Origin of the sequence: Methylotenera mobilis JLW8 (genome assembly GCF_000023705.1) — a bacterium.
In the GTDB taxonomy this organism is placed as follows: domain Bacteria; phylum Pseudomonadota; class Gammaproteobacteria; order Burkholderiales; family Methylophilaceae; genus Methylotenera; species Methylotenera mobilis.
On the sequence record NC_012968.1, the window covers coordinates 1,368,131 to 1,383,896 of the forward strand.

A 15,766-nucleotide genomic window follows, 5' to 3' on the forward strand; every position below is an offset into this window, starting at 1 on the left:
TTATTTTTATATTGAGCATATTGATTAAAAATTAACCAATCAAATGTTCGCGATGCTTACATTAAACTGTTCTAAATTCTCACTTTTCAAAGTTGAGCACCTATACTCCATTAACTTAGCGCTAACTCCCTATGCTGCAACAGCATCAACTAATGCCATCTCCTGGCTAGTCATTAACTGTTCAATATCAACTAAAATCAGCATTCTTTGATCTAGTGTTGCCAAGCCAACAATGTATTTAGTGTCGATACTTGTCACTAAAGAAGGTACATCACGGATTTGCTCATCTTTTAACGCAATCACATCTGAGACACCATCCACCACAATGCCAACGACACGACCATGCAGATTTAAAATGATGACGACAGTAAATTCGTTATATTCAACTTTCCCTAAGTTGAATTTAATACGCAAATCTACAATCGGCACAATCTTGCCGCGCAAATTAACAACACCTTTAATAAACTCAGGTGTATTTGCAATTTGCGTTACCGCATCATATCCGCGGATTTCCTGCACTTTCAAAATTTCCAGGCCGTACTCTTCTGCGCCTAACACAAAGGTTAAATACTCGCCCTCTGCGCTTTTCGCTCTTGAACTCACATTATTTATTACATTATCTGTACTCATTGTTTAAGCTCCTTATGCATTGCGTTGCATATGCTGATTATTTTGGTTTGAAAATGAGGCTGCGCCGGTAATATAATTGGTGTTTTGCCCCATTTGTATCAAAGCAGCAACATCCAAGATTAAAGCAACTGAACCATCACCCATAATGGTTGCACCAGACACACCGAGCACTTTTTTAAAGTTTGTTTCTAAACTCTTAATCACAACCTGCTGCTGCCCTACTAATCTATCAACAAATAAAGCCGACTTTTTACCATCAGACTCTAACAACACCAACACGCCTTCGGTGGGGTCAGTAATATCGGTCGCGTGATTAAACAGACTATGTAACGCGATGATAGGCAGATACTCACCGCGCACGTGCACCATGCGCCCCTCACCTGTCACGGTTTTAATATCCTCAGCACGTGGCTGTAAGGTTTCAACAATCAAATTCAGTGGGATCACATAAATGCTCTCACCTAGTGAAACCGACATGCCATCCAGAATTGCAAGTGTCAGTGGCAATGAGATTGAGATCGTGGTACCAAAACCAAGCGCCGAGCGAATATCCACAGTTCCGCCCATCGAGGTAATGTTTCTTTTTACTACATCCATACCCACACCTCGACCTGAAACGTCGGTCACAACTTCAGCGGTAGAAAAACCTGGGGCGAAAATTAGTGAGAAAACCTCGCCATCAGTCATGCTCTCACTTACCGCCAAGCCATTTGAGTGGGCTTTGGCTAGAATCTTGTCTCGATTCAAGCCAGCACCGTCATCCGTCACTTCAATCACAATGCTGCCGCCTTTATGTGCAGCAGACAATGTTAATGTCCCCGTCTCGCTCTTACCTGTTTTTCTACGATTTTCTGGGATTTCAATACCGTGATCGACGCTATTTCTAACCAAATGCGTAAGCGGGTCTACAATACGCTCAATCAAGCCTTTATCTAACTCTGTAGTCGCACCAACCGTGACAAAGTCCACTTTTTTGTTTAGCTTTGCAGCTAAGTCCCTTACCATGCGTGGGAAGCGAGAGAACACGAAGTCCATTGGCATCATACGAATAGACATGACAGACTCTTGCAAGTCGCGAGTGTTACGAGTCAGTTGTCCAACACTATTAATTAACGCTTCATTTTGCACAGGATCCAGCATGCTGATGCGCTGCTCAATCATCGCTTGTGTGATGACTAATTCACCCACCAGGTTGATCAACTGATCGACCTTTTCAACACCAACTCTTATTGATGAGGCTTCCGCGCTTGCAGGTGCTTTATCCGATTCACGACGTCCAAGATTTTTACGCTCATCCTGTGCTGGTACTTTAGTCGCCACAATCTCCGTTTTAACAGCATCAGCTGCAAGCTTGGTCATGCCACTATTTGATAAAGTAAGCGCGGTGTCATCACCAATCAACTCTGATTTAACTGCATCTGGATGAGGCTGGAATGGCGCAAAAAAACCGTAGCCCTCCTCCTGCTTCTCTTGACCTTCATCTTCAAAGAGGCCATAACCTACTTCTTCGTGAATAAGCACCTTGGTGCTAGATTCAACGTTGCTTACAACCGCCTCTGCGACTATTGGCTTAATCTCTTCAATCTGGGTTGCTGCTGAGGGCGTGGCTGTATTAGTCTTCAGTGAAATAACCAAATCGTCAGGATCAACAATGAAGGAACAAATAGAAATAATGTCTGCTTCAGACGAGTCTGTCGTCAACGTAATGACGTAGTGTCCATCAGCTTGCTTGCTTACGGCAACATCACCCAATAAACCGAGCTCTTCTTTTAGATTCTCAGCATCTTTTTCTGTGATGTCCGGCATCACAATATTGAAACAGCTCATCCCGTCAGGAGGTAGCGCAGATGCAACTTCAACAGGCTGAAATACCGGCGGCGCTTCTGCAACAACTGGGGCTGGTGTTGGGGCGGGCGCTGGAGCAGATGCAGCATCCGCCTCAGACAGCTGCTTCAGCATCATTTTGACATCAGCGACTTGATCTTGATCTACATCGGTAGCTAGTCTATGCCCATCCAGCTCCATTTTAAGCACGTCTTTAGCAGCAAGAAACGCGTCGACATGCTCTGAGGTCAGCGCCATCTCGTGTTTACGAATTTTATCTAACAAATTTTCGAGGACATGCGTAATTTCAGTCATATCCATGAAGCCGAAAGTAGCGGCTCCACCTTTAATTGAGTGAGCCGCACGGAAAATTGCGTTTAATTCTTCATTGTCAGGGTCATCAATGTTAATACCCAGAAGCAAGCGCTCAGCCTCAGCTAGTAGCTCCTCAGCCTCATCAAAGAAGACTTCGTAAAACTGACTCATATCAATTGTCATTGCCGCACTCCAATTATTTACGGACGTCAACGTACAAAATGTACAGCCCACGTCAATATTCATTACCACATTTATCGCATTTATTCAGACACTTTATTTTTAGCAAGGCAGGTTTAAACTTCTCAACTATTAAAACCTTAAAATGCTGCTTAAACTACAATAAAGCCAAACACTAATAGTTAAGAGCCAATGACCTTCTGCACAACTTCAATCAAACGTTTTGGATCAAACGGCTTTACCAACCAGCCATTAGCGCCAGCCGCTTTGCCTTTGGCCTTCATCTCATCACTAGACTCAGTTGTTAACATCAAAATTGGCACTTTCTGATACGAGCCTAGGCCACGTAAGTTTTTAATCAAGGTCAAGCCATCCATAATCGGCATATTTTGGTCTGTTAAAACCAAATCTACAGTTTTCTCTTTCGCTTTATTCAAACCATCTTGGCCATCTACCGCTTGAATTACATCATAGCCTGCAGCTTTGAGACTAAATGCCACCATTTGGCGTAGTGAGCCTGAATCATCTACTGCTAATATTGTTTTTGCCATTTATCTACTCACTTTATTACTGTTAACAAACAATCACTCAAATCACTAAAACCAGAGCGTTTTTATGCTTAACCTACAATGCTTAACGGCACTAAATTTAATATATTTAGTGCCGTTCATTAAAAAAGGTCAATTTCACCCGTTGCCATGTCTTGCTGACCAACTGACTTACGTAGCCCACCAGACAATGCACTACTACCAACCTGTAAACTACGATTCATTTCTTCTAAAAATTTAACTATTTCCTCGTGTTCATGACCAGGATCCATCTCATTACTATGGGCTTCCAATTCATGCAGTAAATCTTTCAAACCGTTAACTCTTTTGATTGTTCTTGCGACTAACTGGCTGGTAAGGTCTTGAAATTGAAGACTGGTAATGACCACATTAACCTCATTTCCAATTTTAGACTTATATGAGTCCAGTTTTTCTAAGATCGGCTCTTCGATTGCGTACTTCGCTACTAATGCATCCAAAACCTGCTGCTGAGCACAAACCGCGTCATGTACTGCAGTAAAGCTAGTACTAAGCTTTTCAATTGCCTCACTCAACAAAAAGGTTGTTTGCAACAAATCTGCCTCAACCTCAACCAAGTGCTGCTTACCGTGGTCAGAGACCGCAGCTAGCAACTTTCGTAACTCAGCTATTGGTAATGTTTTTGTTTCCATACAGCAACAATCCTAACGCGTTAATTCCGTTTAATTAAGCTTACCTATCAACAACCATAAAATCTATAGCTCTAGTGTTTTTAACTAGCAGAGCCGGCACAACAATGGCCTATCAGTTATTTTTATTCAATACGTTACCCACAGCAGCTTGATCAGCATTTGATTGCAATTTTGCTTCCCCGTCATCTTTTAATGCATCCAATTCAGCCTGCTTATTCATCACAATAATACTGATACGTCTATTAATAGGGTTGAGCGGATCATCTTTATCAAACAACGAAACAGAGGATAAGCCTACTACACGCAACAATTTTGCTTCATCCATGCCACCTGCAATAAGCTCTCTGCGTGACGCGTTCGCACGATCGGAAGAGAGCTCCCAGTTACTGTAGCCTTTTTCTCCGCTAGAGTATGGCGCGGCGTCAGTATGACCTGACAAACTAATTTTATTAGTCACGCCATTGAGCATCTGCCCAATCTCTTTCAAAATCTGTTTAGCATATGGCTGCATTTCCGCTTTTGCCGATTCGAACATTGGCCTATTCTGCTCATCGACGATTTGAATACGTAAGCCTTCTGTGGTGATATCAATCAGCAATTGCTTCTTGAATTTACTTAAAGTTGGGCTATCCTCGATACTTTTTTCTATCTTTTCTTTTAGTAACTCTAGCTTTTGCTCTTCAGCTTTCTCTAGTGCAGCCTTGGCATCTTTAATATCAACAGCCTTTTGCTTACCTGGCGGCCCATCAACCGGCTTTACTTGGCCTTGTTTTTTCGTCATATCCTTACCGCCGCCGCCCTTAATTAAGGTGTCACTGGCACCAACGGAGTCCCCTCCCATTAGTGCTACTTTCAGCGGTGTTTTAAAGTACTCAGAGATACCTTCTTTTTGTGCTTTGGATGTTGAGCCCAACAGCCACATCAGCAAGAAGAAAGCCATCATTGCCGTTACAAAGTCAGCATATGCAATTTTCCAGGCACCACCATGATGGCCGCCGCCGCCCTTTTTGATTTTTTTAACGATAATCGGCTTGCGCAATTCCTCTGCCATAACAAGCTCCCCTATTTACCTTTAGCTTGTTTAACGTGCGATTCAAGCTCGGCAAAGGTTGGGCGCTCTGTTGAATAAAGCACTTTACGTCCGAACTCAACTGCAATGGCTGGTGCGTAACCATTAAGGCTAGCTAACAGCGTCACTTTAACTGTTTGATACATCTTGGTACTTTCTTCTAGCTTCTGCTCTAGCAAGCCAGAAAGAGGTCCGATAAAACCATAGGCAAGTAAAATACCCAAGAACGTACCAACTAATGCATGTGCAATCAGAATCCCTAACTCAGCAGGAGGCAAGGCAACATTCTCCATTGTATGCACAACCCCCATTACCGCTGCTACGATACCAAAAGCAGGTAAGCCATCCCCTAATTTGGCTACGCAATGCGCAGGCACATGCCCTTCCATATGATGGGTTTCAATTTCGTTATCCATTAAATTCTCAACTTGGAAAGCATCCATGTTGCCTGAAACCATTAATCGTAAGTAATCTGTAATAAACTCGATTAAATGGTGATCGTGCTGCAATGCTGGATATTTACTAAATAGTGGGCTGGCCTCAGGATTCTCTACATCATTCTCAATTGACATCATGCCGTCTTTACGAATCTTGGTGAGAATTTCAAATAGCAGCGCCAATAGATCCATATACAGCGCTTTATTAAACTTTGAGCCTTTAAACAAGGTTGGCAAAGCTTTCAGTGTCGCCTTCTGCGCCTTAGAATCGTTACCCACAATAAATGCACCGACTGCACCGCCAAAAATCATCAACACTTCTAAAGGCTGCCACAACCCACCTAAGTGACCACCTGCAAGTGCGTAACCACCAAAAATGGTACCGCAAACTACAACATAACCAATGATTACAAACATACTTACGCACCCCAGGTTTTGATACGACGATTTTCAAACATTCCCAATAGAACAGCCAATATAACGTAATTTAATTACTAGAATAAAGTAATTTTTTCTAACTGCGCAACCAATTCAAAACCAGTCAACACGGACTGACCAACTATCAAACTAGATATATACCTAATAATCATGTGGTTATATAAAAAAGCGGCTACAGCCTGACGACGAATGCAGTCGCATTAAATTTGTTAGATTTCCCACACGTACAGCATCCTTTGATGGTCAGGCAATTGAATAACCTTTGTCGGCTCAACGCCCTCAATCTCAAACTCATAGCTGACCAATAAGCAACCAGTACGCATTTGCGCTTGCACTTTTTGCCACAAAGCAGGCATTGCTGCCGGTGACAAGTAAGCAAAAACAATATCGTAATCCGCAAAATCTAGGGCATGGTAGTCACCAAGCTTGAAATTTACTCTAGAACCCTTAAATTTGGAACGTACAGCACTAACTAGCCAGGGTAGCGGCGCTATTTCTGTACCATCCACTAAGCAATCCGGCCTTTTTTCTGCAATAAACATAGACATATCACCCAAGCCACTGCCTATATCCACGATACGCATAGATTGATGCGCAGGAATTAAAGTTAAAACTTGCTGCCATACAATTGGCATGGATGGATAAAATGGGACTTGTGTGCGAAACGTGGTCCAATACAGACTAAGACTAAGCAAAAAACCTATCAGGTAAAATGTATTGGATATCTGCCATTCAGACATTAGCCAGACGGCCATAGGGAAAGTAAAATGTATCCAACGCCACCATTTAGCCATATTAGCGACATACGCTAAATATACCGCAACACTGGCCTGCATTAACACGAAATAAAATGAGAACTGATAGCTAACCGCATCAGCAACATATAAAGACTGCGTTTGGAGGGTGTAATCTAATGAAAATACGAAGAAAAACGCAACAACCTGTATCAAAACAGCGAGTGTTGCAGGCTTTAGATGGATTTTATTGAAAAATAACTGCAGCATTTTGATGCCAAATTAATTCCAATACACGCTCATCTCCCCAGTATGCAGAGCATGTATTGATGTTTTTATATTATTTTTATGTACTGCTAGGCAGTCAAAACTTTAACACAATATAAGAACATTACAAGCACCCGTTAGGCTGTCATTGTTACAACCTTATAAGTGACAGATTTGGTCTTTTTTGTCTTTCCGGCACGTGATGGCACATGGCACAAATTACAAACGTAACTGTTGTTTAAATCGTATGCATTCACAATAAAATTACCGCCGCAACAACTGCAACTTTGCAATTTCAACATTTTACTTTCAACAAACCGCACCAGCGTCCAAGCACGCGTCATTGACAATACAGGCTCTGCAGATTCTGGCGTTTCCACCTGTTGTAAATACAAGCTATATGCTTTGATGATGGCATGAATACCAGTTTCACCTGTGTAATCAAGCATAAACTTGTAAATATTATAGAAAATAGATGAGTGAATATTGGGCTGCCAAGTCAAAAACCAGTCAGTAGAGAAAGGCAACATACCTTTAGGTGGCGATACACCTTTAAGCTCTTTGTATAATTTAATCAGGCGCTCACGAGACAGAGTGGTTTGCGACTCCAACAATTGCAGCCTTGCACCTAACTTAATCATCTGGATAGCAAGCTGAATCTGCTCGGATTCATTGACCACACTTTTAACAGAAGTCACTGGGCTTTTATTTTCCATGATAATTTCCTTCTTATTCTTAAGCTGCGTACTTAAATCAACCTAGCTACACTTAATCAATCACTACTTAACCAATCGCCTCAGTCACTTGACCGGACATCAAAATGGCCGCATGCAAATGCGCTTGTGAACGATCTTTTGTATAGTTGGTAAGCATACCCAGAATTGCGCTATCATCAAAGCGAAACCTTGCCAACATAACATTTGCGCTACTTAATTTGACCAACTGCATATTACTCAAACCCTCTAGTAAGTCTGCAATCTCGCTGCTAATACCTAAACGGAAAATTGCGGTAGCCTTATCAGCCCGAATAAGCTGCTGCGCCAACATTAAATAGTTGAGGTTGGCATCTCTGATCTCCGACATCAATTCTATTTCAGTCATGTTAAATCCCGATTCTAAATATCCTGCAGTTATTAAAACCACACCTAAATATGGTTAGTTGCACTTTGAACTCTTTTAAGGCAATTAACAAGAATATGCTGTCGGTATTTTTTGTGAGCAAACAAGAATAGCCAGTGTAGGTGCTTGTCCTACAAGCACCTACACTGGCTTAATTGAAACCTAAAATGTATTTGTATCTGTTCACACATTAATTAGCGTGATAAAAAAATACAAAAAAAATTCTTTAACCGGCTACAGTCGATAAAATTCCTAAAGTTTACGCGATGAATTACCGTTAAAAATACACTGACCAACATCAGCTAGCCACTTATAAAAAATTAACGCTTATCATCCAATAAACACTTATCGGCAGCGCTTTAGGAAACTTTAGGGTGATTTATAAAAAATTTTAATAAAATTTCAAAATAAATTATAAGCTATTGTTTTAATTATTATATTTATTTTAAATATTTTTAAAAAAGTTTTAAATAATGTTAAAAACCGTTAAAAATCATTTACAGTCACCAATAACCTAGAAGAAGGCAGGGGTTTCACCCCTTATTCTCAAGATACAACAGCAGTGTTTCAATGAATAATTTAGTTATTGAAGAAGTAATTAGTTTTTTAGTAATGGATCTATTAGTAAGGTCAAACAACAGGACGCGGAATGGCTGAAGAAAGCGACTTAGAAAAGACGGAAGACGCCTCCCCCAAGCGACTGGAACAGGCGCGTGAGGAAGGCGATGTCCCGCGCTCTAGAGAGCTAGCTACTGTCACTGTATTACTGGCCGCAGGCCTTGCCATGCTGATGATGGGTGGACAACTGGCTGATGCGCTAAAAACATCCATGAGCTCCGGGCTTAGTTTTCAGCGTGCATATGCTTATGATCCGATGTTACTGTTGATGAAAATCTCAGATAACATTTATAACTTGCTGCTAGCATTCTCCCCACTTGCACTTATATTGTTTTTTGTAGCGATTGCATCGCCTGCGCTTATTGGCGGTTGGGTTTTCAGCGAAAAGGCACTTATACCCAAATTTGGAAAGCTAAATCCGATCACAGGATTCAGCAATATGTTTTCCAAAAACTCGCTTGCTGAACTGATTAAATCCATTGCTAAAGCCATATTAGTTGGCTTTGTTTCTTATGTTGTTATTTCGCATGACATGGAATCCATACTTTCACTGTCATTACTACCTTTGGATCAAAGCATTGCTGAATTAAATCATCTATTACTCACCAGTTTTTTGGCTATCGTTAGCGTGCTGGTACTTATCGCTGCAATCGATGTGCCATTTCAACTGTACCAATACGCAGATAAACTTAAAATGACCAAAGAGGAAGTCAAGCGCGAGTCTAAAGAGTCTGACGGCAACCCTGAAATTAAATCAAGAATCCGTCAGCAACAGCGTGAGATGGCAAGGCGCAGAATGATGGCGGAAATTCCTAATGCGGATGTTGTAATTACCAACCCGACGCACTATGCCGTAGCTATTAAATATAAAGAAGGTGGTATGCTAGCACCTGTTGTTGTGGCAAAAGGTGCAGACGCTATTGCGCTAAAAATACGTGAGGCCGCAGAGGAACATAAAGTGCTTATTGTTGAAGCGCCTAAGTTGGCACGTGCCATCTACACACACACTGAATTAACGCATGAGATTCCGGAAGCGCTATACACAGCCGTTGCAGAGGTGTTGGCATACGTCTTTCAGATGCGTATTTTCAATAAAAATGGTGGTTATCAACCCGAAATTCCAAGCACGCTGCCTGTGCCTGATGAGCTGGACCCGCATAGTTTGATACCACTTCCCGGAGTGGATGATGTATAAAATGAATCTGGAGCAATTGTTGCATGAATCCAATTAACTTACCGGCTTGGATGACCAACCTCGGCAGCCGCTCCGTTGCGGCGCCACTCATCATTGTTTTGCTTTTATCAATGATGATTTTGCCGCTGCCGGCGATTGCATTGGATGTGTTATTCAGCTTTAACATTGCCTTATCTATCATGGTCTTGCTAATTGGATTACAAACCAAGAAGGCGCTGGATTTCATCGCATTCCCAACTGTGCTGTTAGTCACCACCATGCTGCGTTTATCATTAAACGTAGCATCTACACGTGTGGTGCTTACCGAAGGCCATACTGGCCCGGATGCTGCAGGCAAGGTGATTGAAGCATTTGGTCACTTTTTGATTGGCGGCAACTACACAGTAGGTATCGTTGTGTTTGTTATCTTAACAATCATCAACTTTACCGTGGTCACTAAGGGTGCGGGTCGTATTGCTGAGGTTGGCGCACGGTTTACTTTGGACGCAATGCCAGGTAAACAAATGGCGATTGATGCCGATTTAAATGCAGGCTTAATCGGTGAAGATGAAGCAAGGAAACGCCGCGCTGAAATTAGCCAAGAGTCCGAGTTCTACGGCGCTATGGACGGTGCGAGTAAGTACGTGCGTGGTGATGCTGTAGCTGGCATCTTAGTGACCATCATCAATATTGTAGGTGGCTTGTTTGTTGGCATGATACAGCATGGTCTGGCATTTGATGACGCAGTTAAAATCTACACGCTGCTTGCGATTGGTGATGGCTTAGTTGCGCAAATTCCTTCTCTGGTAATTTCTGTGGCAGCTGGTGTGGTGGTATCTAGGGTAGCTAACAATGAAGACATTGGCGGCCAGTTAACCACACAGTTATTTTCCAACCCTAGAGTCATTTATGTCACCGCTGCCATCGTGGGCGGCATGGGCGTGATTCCAGGCATGCCGAATGTTGCATTTTTAACATTGGCTGCCTTGCTTGCGGGTATTGCTTACCTAGTTGATGAGCGCCAGAAGATCACTGATGCGGAACCGCAAATAGAAGAAGTACCGCCAGCACCACTGGAGGTAGAAGAAGCCAGTTGGGACGATGTAACGCCTGTAGATACAGTAGGCTTGGAAGTCGGTTATCGGTTGATCCCATTGGTAGACAAACTGCAAGGTGGCGATTTACTCAAACGTATTAAAGGGTTGCGTAAAAAGTTTGCTAATGAAATTGGCTTCCTCGCCCCTACTGTGCATATTCGTGACAATCTTGAACTCAAACCATCGGGTTATCGCATCACCTTAAAAGGGGTAGAAATAGCGACAGGTGAATCGAATTATGGCCAGTACCTAGCCATAGACCCTGGCATGGTCACCGGCCCGCTTGCTGGGCAAATTACTACAGATCCAGCTTTCGGCCTTCCGGCAGTATGGATTGATGCCGGTCTTCGTGATGAAGCACAGAGCATGGGCTACACCGTGGTTGATGCTGGCACCGTCATTGCCACTCACATCAACCATATTATTTCCATGCATGCGGCTGAGCTATTAGGCCGTCAGGAAGTACAGCAGTTGTTAGACCATATCAGCAAAGAATCGCCAAAACTGATTGAAGATTTAGTACCTAAACTGATGCCACTGTCTGTCGTGCAAAAAGTGCTGCAAAACTTGTTGACGGAAGGTGTACACATTCGTGATATGCGCACGATTATTGAAACGCTTTCAGAACACGCAAGCCAAACTCAAGATACAAACGACCTAACGGCATTGGTGCGCGTGCAATTAGGCCGTGCCATTGTGCAGCAGCTATTCCCTACCGGCAATGAAGTCACGGTGATGTCACTGGACAATAACCTAGAGCGCCTGCTGTTACAGGCAATGCAAAATAACACCGGCGGCTCGGCAATGGAGCCCGGAATGGCAGAAACTTTATCCAGACAGGCCGAGGAGGCAGCAAGACAACAAGAACAAATGGGCTTAACGCCTGTACTGCTAGTCTCAGCCCCATTGCGAGCTGCACTAGCCAAATTCCTGCGCAGGGCTGTACCAAATTTACGCGTACTTTCACATGAAGAATTACCGGATTCCAAAACCATACGAGTGACTAGTCTGATTGGAGGTTCTGCATGAACATTAGACGATACTTTGGCAAAAACTCACGAGAGGCGTTAGCAATCGTGCGTAAAGAGCTTGGCGATGATGCGGTGATTCTCTCTAATCGAGCTGTGTCCGACGGTAATGAAATTATGGCGTTCAGTGCAGAAGAAATGAACACCGTCGTTAACAACACTCCATTAATACGTGCACATGATGGCGAGCCGAATACACAACGTGCAGAATCTGCGCCTTGGCTGTCATTGCTAAAGCAAAATTCAGATGAACCAAATCATCCCTTAGAAGCCACAAACGCAAAAGCTGAATCCAAGGCTAGCAATACCATGCCCAGCAAACAAATGCTGTGGGTACTCAAAGAAATGCGCAGTATGCGTAACGTAATTGAATCACAACTTGCTACTATTGCCTGGAGCAATATACAGCAGCGCGAGCCGATAAAGGCTGAAGTACTTGGCACTTTGCTAGGTGCAAGTTTTAGCCCGGCACTATCAAGATATTTAGCAGAAAAACTACCTGCCAATCTGGATAGTGACAAGGCTCAAGCATGGGTCAAATATATCCTGAGTAAAAACCTGAACACGGTAGAAAATGAAGCCGAAATATTAGACCAAGGCGGCGTATTTGCATTAATTGGCCCAACTGGTGTTGGTAAAACCACCACCACGGCAAAGCTGGCTGCACGTTACGTCATGAAACACGGCACCCAAAATCTGGGCTTAATTACAACGGATGCCTACCGCGTTGGCGGACACGAACAACTCAGAATTTACGGCAAAATTTTAGGTGTTATTGTGCATGCCGTGAAAGATGAAGCTGATCTTGCACTTGCGCTTAATGAGCTAAAACATAAGCACACTATTTTGATTGATACGGTTGGCGTCAGCCAGCGTGACCGCATGGTTACCGAGCAAATCGCCCTACTCTCAGCCGGCAACACGCCCATTAAAAAACTGCTGTGCTTAAGTGCCACCAACACGGGGGAGACTTTAACCGATGTCATTAGTGCTTATAAGGGAAAAGGTCTGGATGGCTGCATCATTACCAAGCTGGATGAAGCCGCCACCATCGGTAATACGCTTGATGTGATTATTCGTGAAAAGTTAAAACTTTATTACACGGCCACCGGACAACGCGTGCCAGAAGATATCAATCTGGCCGATAAAAAAACGCTGATAGCCCTAGCGTTAAACTCGAAATCACCAGCTAATCGCCCTTTTGAGTTTTTAGTAAATGAACTGCCATTTATAATGGGACAAGCCAACAACACAACAAATATCTCGCTAGCGGAGATTTAATCATGGCTAATTATAACCATATCGTCATGCCTAACGACCAAGCCGCCGGATTAAGGCGGATTATGGCAAAACCGAAGCCTAGGATAGTGTCAGTTCTATCTGCATCATCTACACAAGCGCAGCCTCGCCTCATCACAAACCTTGCCGCTACCATGGTGAGCCAGGGTAATGAAGTGTTGGTCATGCATGCATCTGAGCACGCGTTCGAGCACCATTATGAATTAGCACAATCCCCAACCCTACTGGATGTAATTTCTGATACACATACACTAGCGCAAGCCATCAAAACCACCACCAATGGTTACGCTAGTGTGAAGTTAATGCACAAAAGTTTGTTCAAAAAAGCAAATGATGCCCATAGTGCTAGTCAGCTTAACTTGCTCTTCAACCAATTAGCCCAGCAATATGACATCGTGCTGGTTGATACCATGCTGAACGCAGATAGCGTATTGCCGTTGCATCAACTCAATGAGAGTGAAATTATTATCCAACTCTCACGCAAGCCAGAATCGATCACAGAGGCGTATTCATTGATTAAACAAGTTTGCGGTGAGCTTGGCAGGCGTTCTTTTGGTATCATTGTCGATGACTCAACAGACGCGCAGGCACAAATAGTATTTGGTAATATAGCGCAGGTGGCAAAACGCTATATGCAGATTGAGTTAGAGTTTTTTGGTGCAATTCCTGCTGACAGCCACATCAGCCGAGCTTCTAAATTAGGTCGCTCCGTGATTGATGCGTTTCCGCTCGCAATGGCGTCAACCGCATTAAAACAAATTGCACAACGCTTAGATTACAAGCACGATAATATTTTTAACAATAAACAGGCACAACTAAGCTAAAGACGATTTATGTACACAGCGCACGGGAAAAAAGATCAAAAAGACGTTTTGCTGGATCAGCACGCTATCTTAGTTAAAAAACTCGCCTATCAATTAAAAGCAAAACTTCCACCAAGTGTAGAGCTTGATGACCTTATCCAAGCAGGCATGATGGGCTTACTGGACGCTGTTAACCGCTATGAAGATACGCACGGCGCCCAGTTTGAAACCTACGCCGCACAAAGAATCCGCGGGGCAATGCTAGACGAACTACGCAGTTCAGACTGGCTACCCCGTAGCATCCGTAAAAACATGCGTGATGTTGAAAATGCGATTAGCCAACTGGAGCAACAGCTTGGTCAATCCCCTACTGAAAACGATGTTGCCAAAAAACTTAACATGTCGCTCGCGGAATACCATGAAATGCTAGGCGACTGTAGCGGGCACCAACTTATTTATTACGAAGATTTCCATGAGGCTGACAGCGGTGAGCACTTTTTAGACCGTTTTCAAACTGACCATGATAACGACCCGATTAAAGGCCTGCTCATTGGCGACTTTAAAGATGCGTTAATCGGCGCTATTGACTCACTACCCGAGCGCGAGAAAATCCTGCTAGGTTTATATTACGAACAAGAGCTAAACTTAAAGGAAATTGGTGCGGTAATGAGTGTTTCAGAATCGCGCGTATGTCAACTACATAGCCAGGCGGTCGCCAGGCTACGTGCCAACTTAAGAGAGAAGTCATGGACTGGGGCAGTTTAATCGGTTTAATCCTTGCTGTAGCAGGGATTATACTAGGGCAAAAACTTGAGGGCGGCAACGTAGGCTCCCTGCTGCAATACGCAGCTTTTCTTATCGTCATGTTTGGCACTTTTGGTGCGGTGCTTGTACAAACCCCGGCCAAAACTTTTATTCAAGGTTTAAAAATGCTAAAACTAGTGTTTAAAAAACCGATTGATGATAAAAAAGAGCTGAGCAAGCGTATTTTGATATGGAGCAATTTTGCGCGCAAAGAAGGTATTTTCATGCTGGAACCTTTTTTAAAAAAAGAGACAGACCCCTTTATTATTAAAGGCATGCGCCTGATGATTGATGGCACTCCACCGGAGAAAATTCGCGAGATATGCGCAATTGATATCTATTTCCATGAAGTGCAAATGCGTAGTGCCGCAAAAATTTGGGATGCAGCTGGCGGTTATGCACCTACTGTAGGTATTCTAGGCGCCGTACTAGGCTTGATTCATGTGATGGAGAACTTATCTGACCCTAGCAAGCTAGGTAGCGGTATTGCTGTTGCGTTTGTGGCCACGATTTACGGTGTTGGCTTTGCCAACCTGATATTTTTGCCTATTGCCAACAAACTAAAAACCTATATCCAAGCTGAATTAAAAAGACGTGAAATGTTACTTAATGCCTGGGTGTCTATTGCCAATGGCGATCACCCGAGAATCGTTGAAGAGCGCTTAGACAGCTATCTTGATAAGCCACATTAGCTAATATACCAATAAAACA

At 43.2% G+C, this 15,766-nt stretch carries 15 protein-coding genes; 6 read left to right on the forward strand and 9 right to left on the reverse strand.

All coding sequences use genetic code 11. The features are described 5' to 3' along the window. Nucleotides 1-129: 129 nt before the first annotated feature. The 9 genes from MMOL_RS06385 to flhD all read right to left on the reverse strand — a co-directional run bounded on the left by MMOL_RS06385 (nt 130) and on the right by flhD (nt 8,214). Nucleotides 130-630, reverse strand: coding sequence for a chemotaxis protein CheW (locus MMOL_RS06385; RefSeq protein ID WP_015832198.1), 501 nt, complete (start codon nt 628-630; stop codon nt 130-132). A gap of 12 nt (nt 631-642) precedes the next feature. Further along, a complete protein-coding gene (cheA, locus tag MMOL_RS06390; protein WP_015832199.1) occupies nt 643-2,952 on the reverse strand; it encodes a chemotaxis protein CheA in 2,310 nt (769 codons plus the stop codon). A gap of 179 nt (nt 2,953-3,131) precedes the next feature. Further along, a complete protein-coding gene (locus MMOL_RS06395) occupies nt 3,132-3,500 on the reverse strand; it encodes a response regulator (RefSeq protein WP_015832200.1) in 369 nt (122 codons plus the stop codon). A 119-nt stretch (nt 3,501-3,619) separates the two neighbouring features. Beyond that, a complete protein-coding gene (locus MMOL_RS06400; RefSeq protein WP_015832201.1) occupies nt 3,620-4,168 on the reverse strand; it encodes a hypothetical protein in 549 nt (182 codons plus the stop codon). 112 nt (nt 4,169-4,280) lie between these two features. Further along, entirely contained in the window at nt 4,281-5,219 is a 939-nt protein-coding gene (gene motB / locus MMOL_RS06405; protein WP_015832202.1) for a flagellar motor protein MotB, read from the reverse strand. A gap of 11 nt (nt 5,220-5,230) precedes the next feature. Then, nucleotides 5,231-6,091, reverse strand: coding sequence for a flagellar motor stator protein MotA (gene motA / locus MMOL_RS06410; protein ID WP_015832203.1), 861 nt, complete (start codon nt 6,089-6,091; stop codon nt 5,231-5,233). A gap of 230 nt (nt 6,092-6,321) precedes the next feature. Next, a complete protein-coding gene (locus MMOL_RS06415) occupies nt 6,322-7,116 on the reverse strand; it encodes a class I SAM-dependent methyltransferase (protein ID WP_015832205.1) in 795 nt (264 codons plus the stop codon). 134 nt (nt 7,117-7,250) lie between these two features. Further along, nucleotides 7,251-7,829, reverse strand: coding sequence for a flagellar transcriptional regulator FlhC (flhC, locus tag MMOL_RS06420; RefSeq protein WP_015832206.1), 579 nt, complete (start codon nt 7,827-7,829; stop codon nt 7,251-7,253). 67 nt (nt 7,830-7,896) lie between these two features. Further along, nucleotides 7,897-8,214, reverse strand: a complete 318-nt coding sequence (flhD, locus tag MMOL_RS06425; protein ID WP_015832207.1) for a flagellar transcriptional regulator FlhD — start codon at nt 8,212-8,214, stop codon at nt 7,897-7,899. 667 nt (nt 8,215-8,881) lie between these two features. Between flhD and flhB the strand changes: the two genes are divergently transcribed. Genes flhB through MMOL_RS06455 form a run of 6 tightly spaced genes read left to right on the forward strand, consistent with a single transcriptional unit; the run spans nt 8,882 to nt 15,747 of the window. Further along, nucleotides 8,882-10,045: a flagellar biosynthesis protein FlhB gene (gene flhB / locus MMOL_RS06430; RefSeq protein ID WP_015832208.1), complete on the forward strand. Its 1,164-nt coding sequence runs from the start codon at nt 8,882-8,884 to the stop codon at nt 10,043-10,045. Between the two features lie 23 nt (nt 10,046-10,068). Further along, a complete protein-coding gene (gene flhA / locus MMOL_RS06435; protein WP_015832209.1) occupies nt 10,069-12,150 on the forward strand; it encodes a flagellar biosynthesis protein FlhA in 2,082 nt (693 codons plus the stop codon). Beyond that, a complete protein-coding gene (flhF, locus tag MMOL_RS06440) occupies nt 12,147-13,430 on the forward strand; it encodes a flagellar biosynthesis GTPase FlhF (protein WP_015832210.1) in 1,284 nt (427 codons plus the stop codon). Before flhA ends, flhF begins: the two co-directional genes overlap by 4 nt. A 2-nt stretch (nt 13,431-13,432) precedes the next feature. After that, entirely contained in the window at nt 13,433-14,272 is an 840-nt protein-coding gene (locus tag MMOL_RS06445) for a MinD/ParA family ATP-binding protein (RefSeq protein WP_015832211.1), read from the forward strand. A gap of 9 nt (nt 14,273-14,281) precedes the next feature. Continuing rightward, nucleotides 14,282-15,016 (forward strand): RNA polymerase sigma factor FliA, encoded by a 735-nt coding sequence (locus MMOL_RS06450; protein ID WP_015832212.1) that lies wholly within the window; start codon nt 14,282-14,284, stop codon nt 15,014-15,016. After that, nucleotides 14,998-15,747 carry a flagellar motor protein gene (locus MMOL_RS06455; RefSeq protein WP_015832213.1) on the forward strand — a complete coding sequence of 250 codons (750 nt, stop codon included), beginning with the start codon at nt 14,998-15,000 and terminating at the stop codon, nt 15,745-15,747. Before MMOL_RS06450 ends, MMOL_RS06455 begins: the two co-directional genes overlap by 19 nt. Nucleotides 15,748-15,766: the final 19 nt, after the last annotated feature.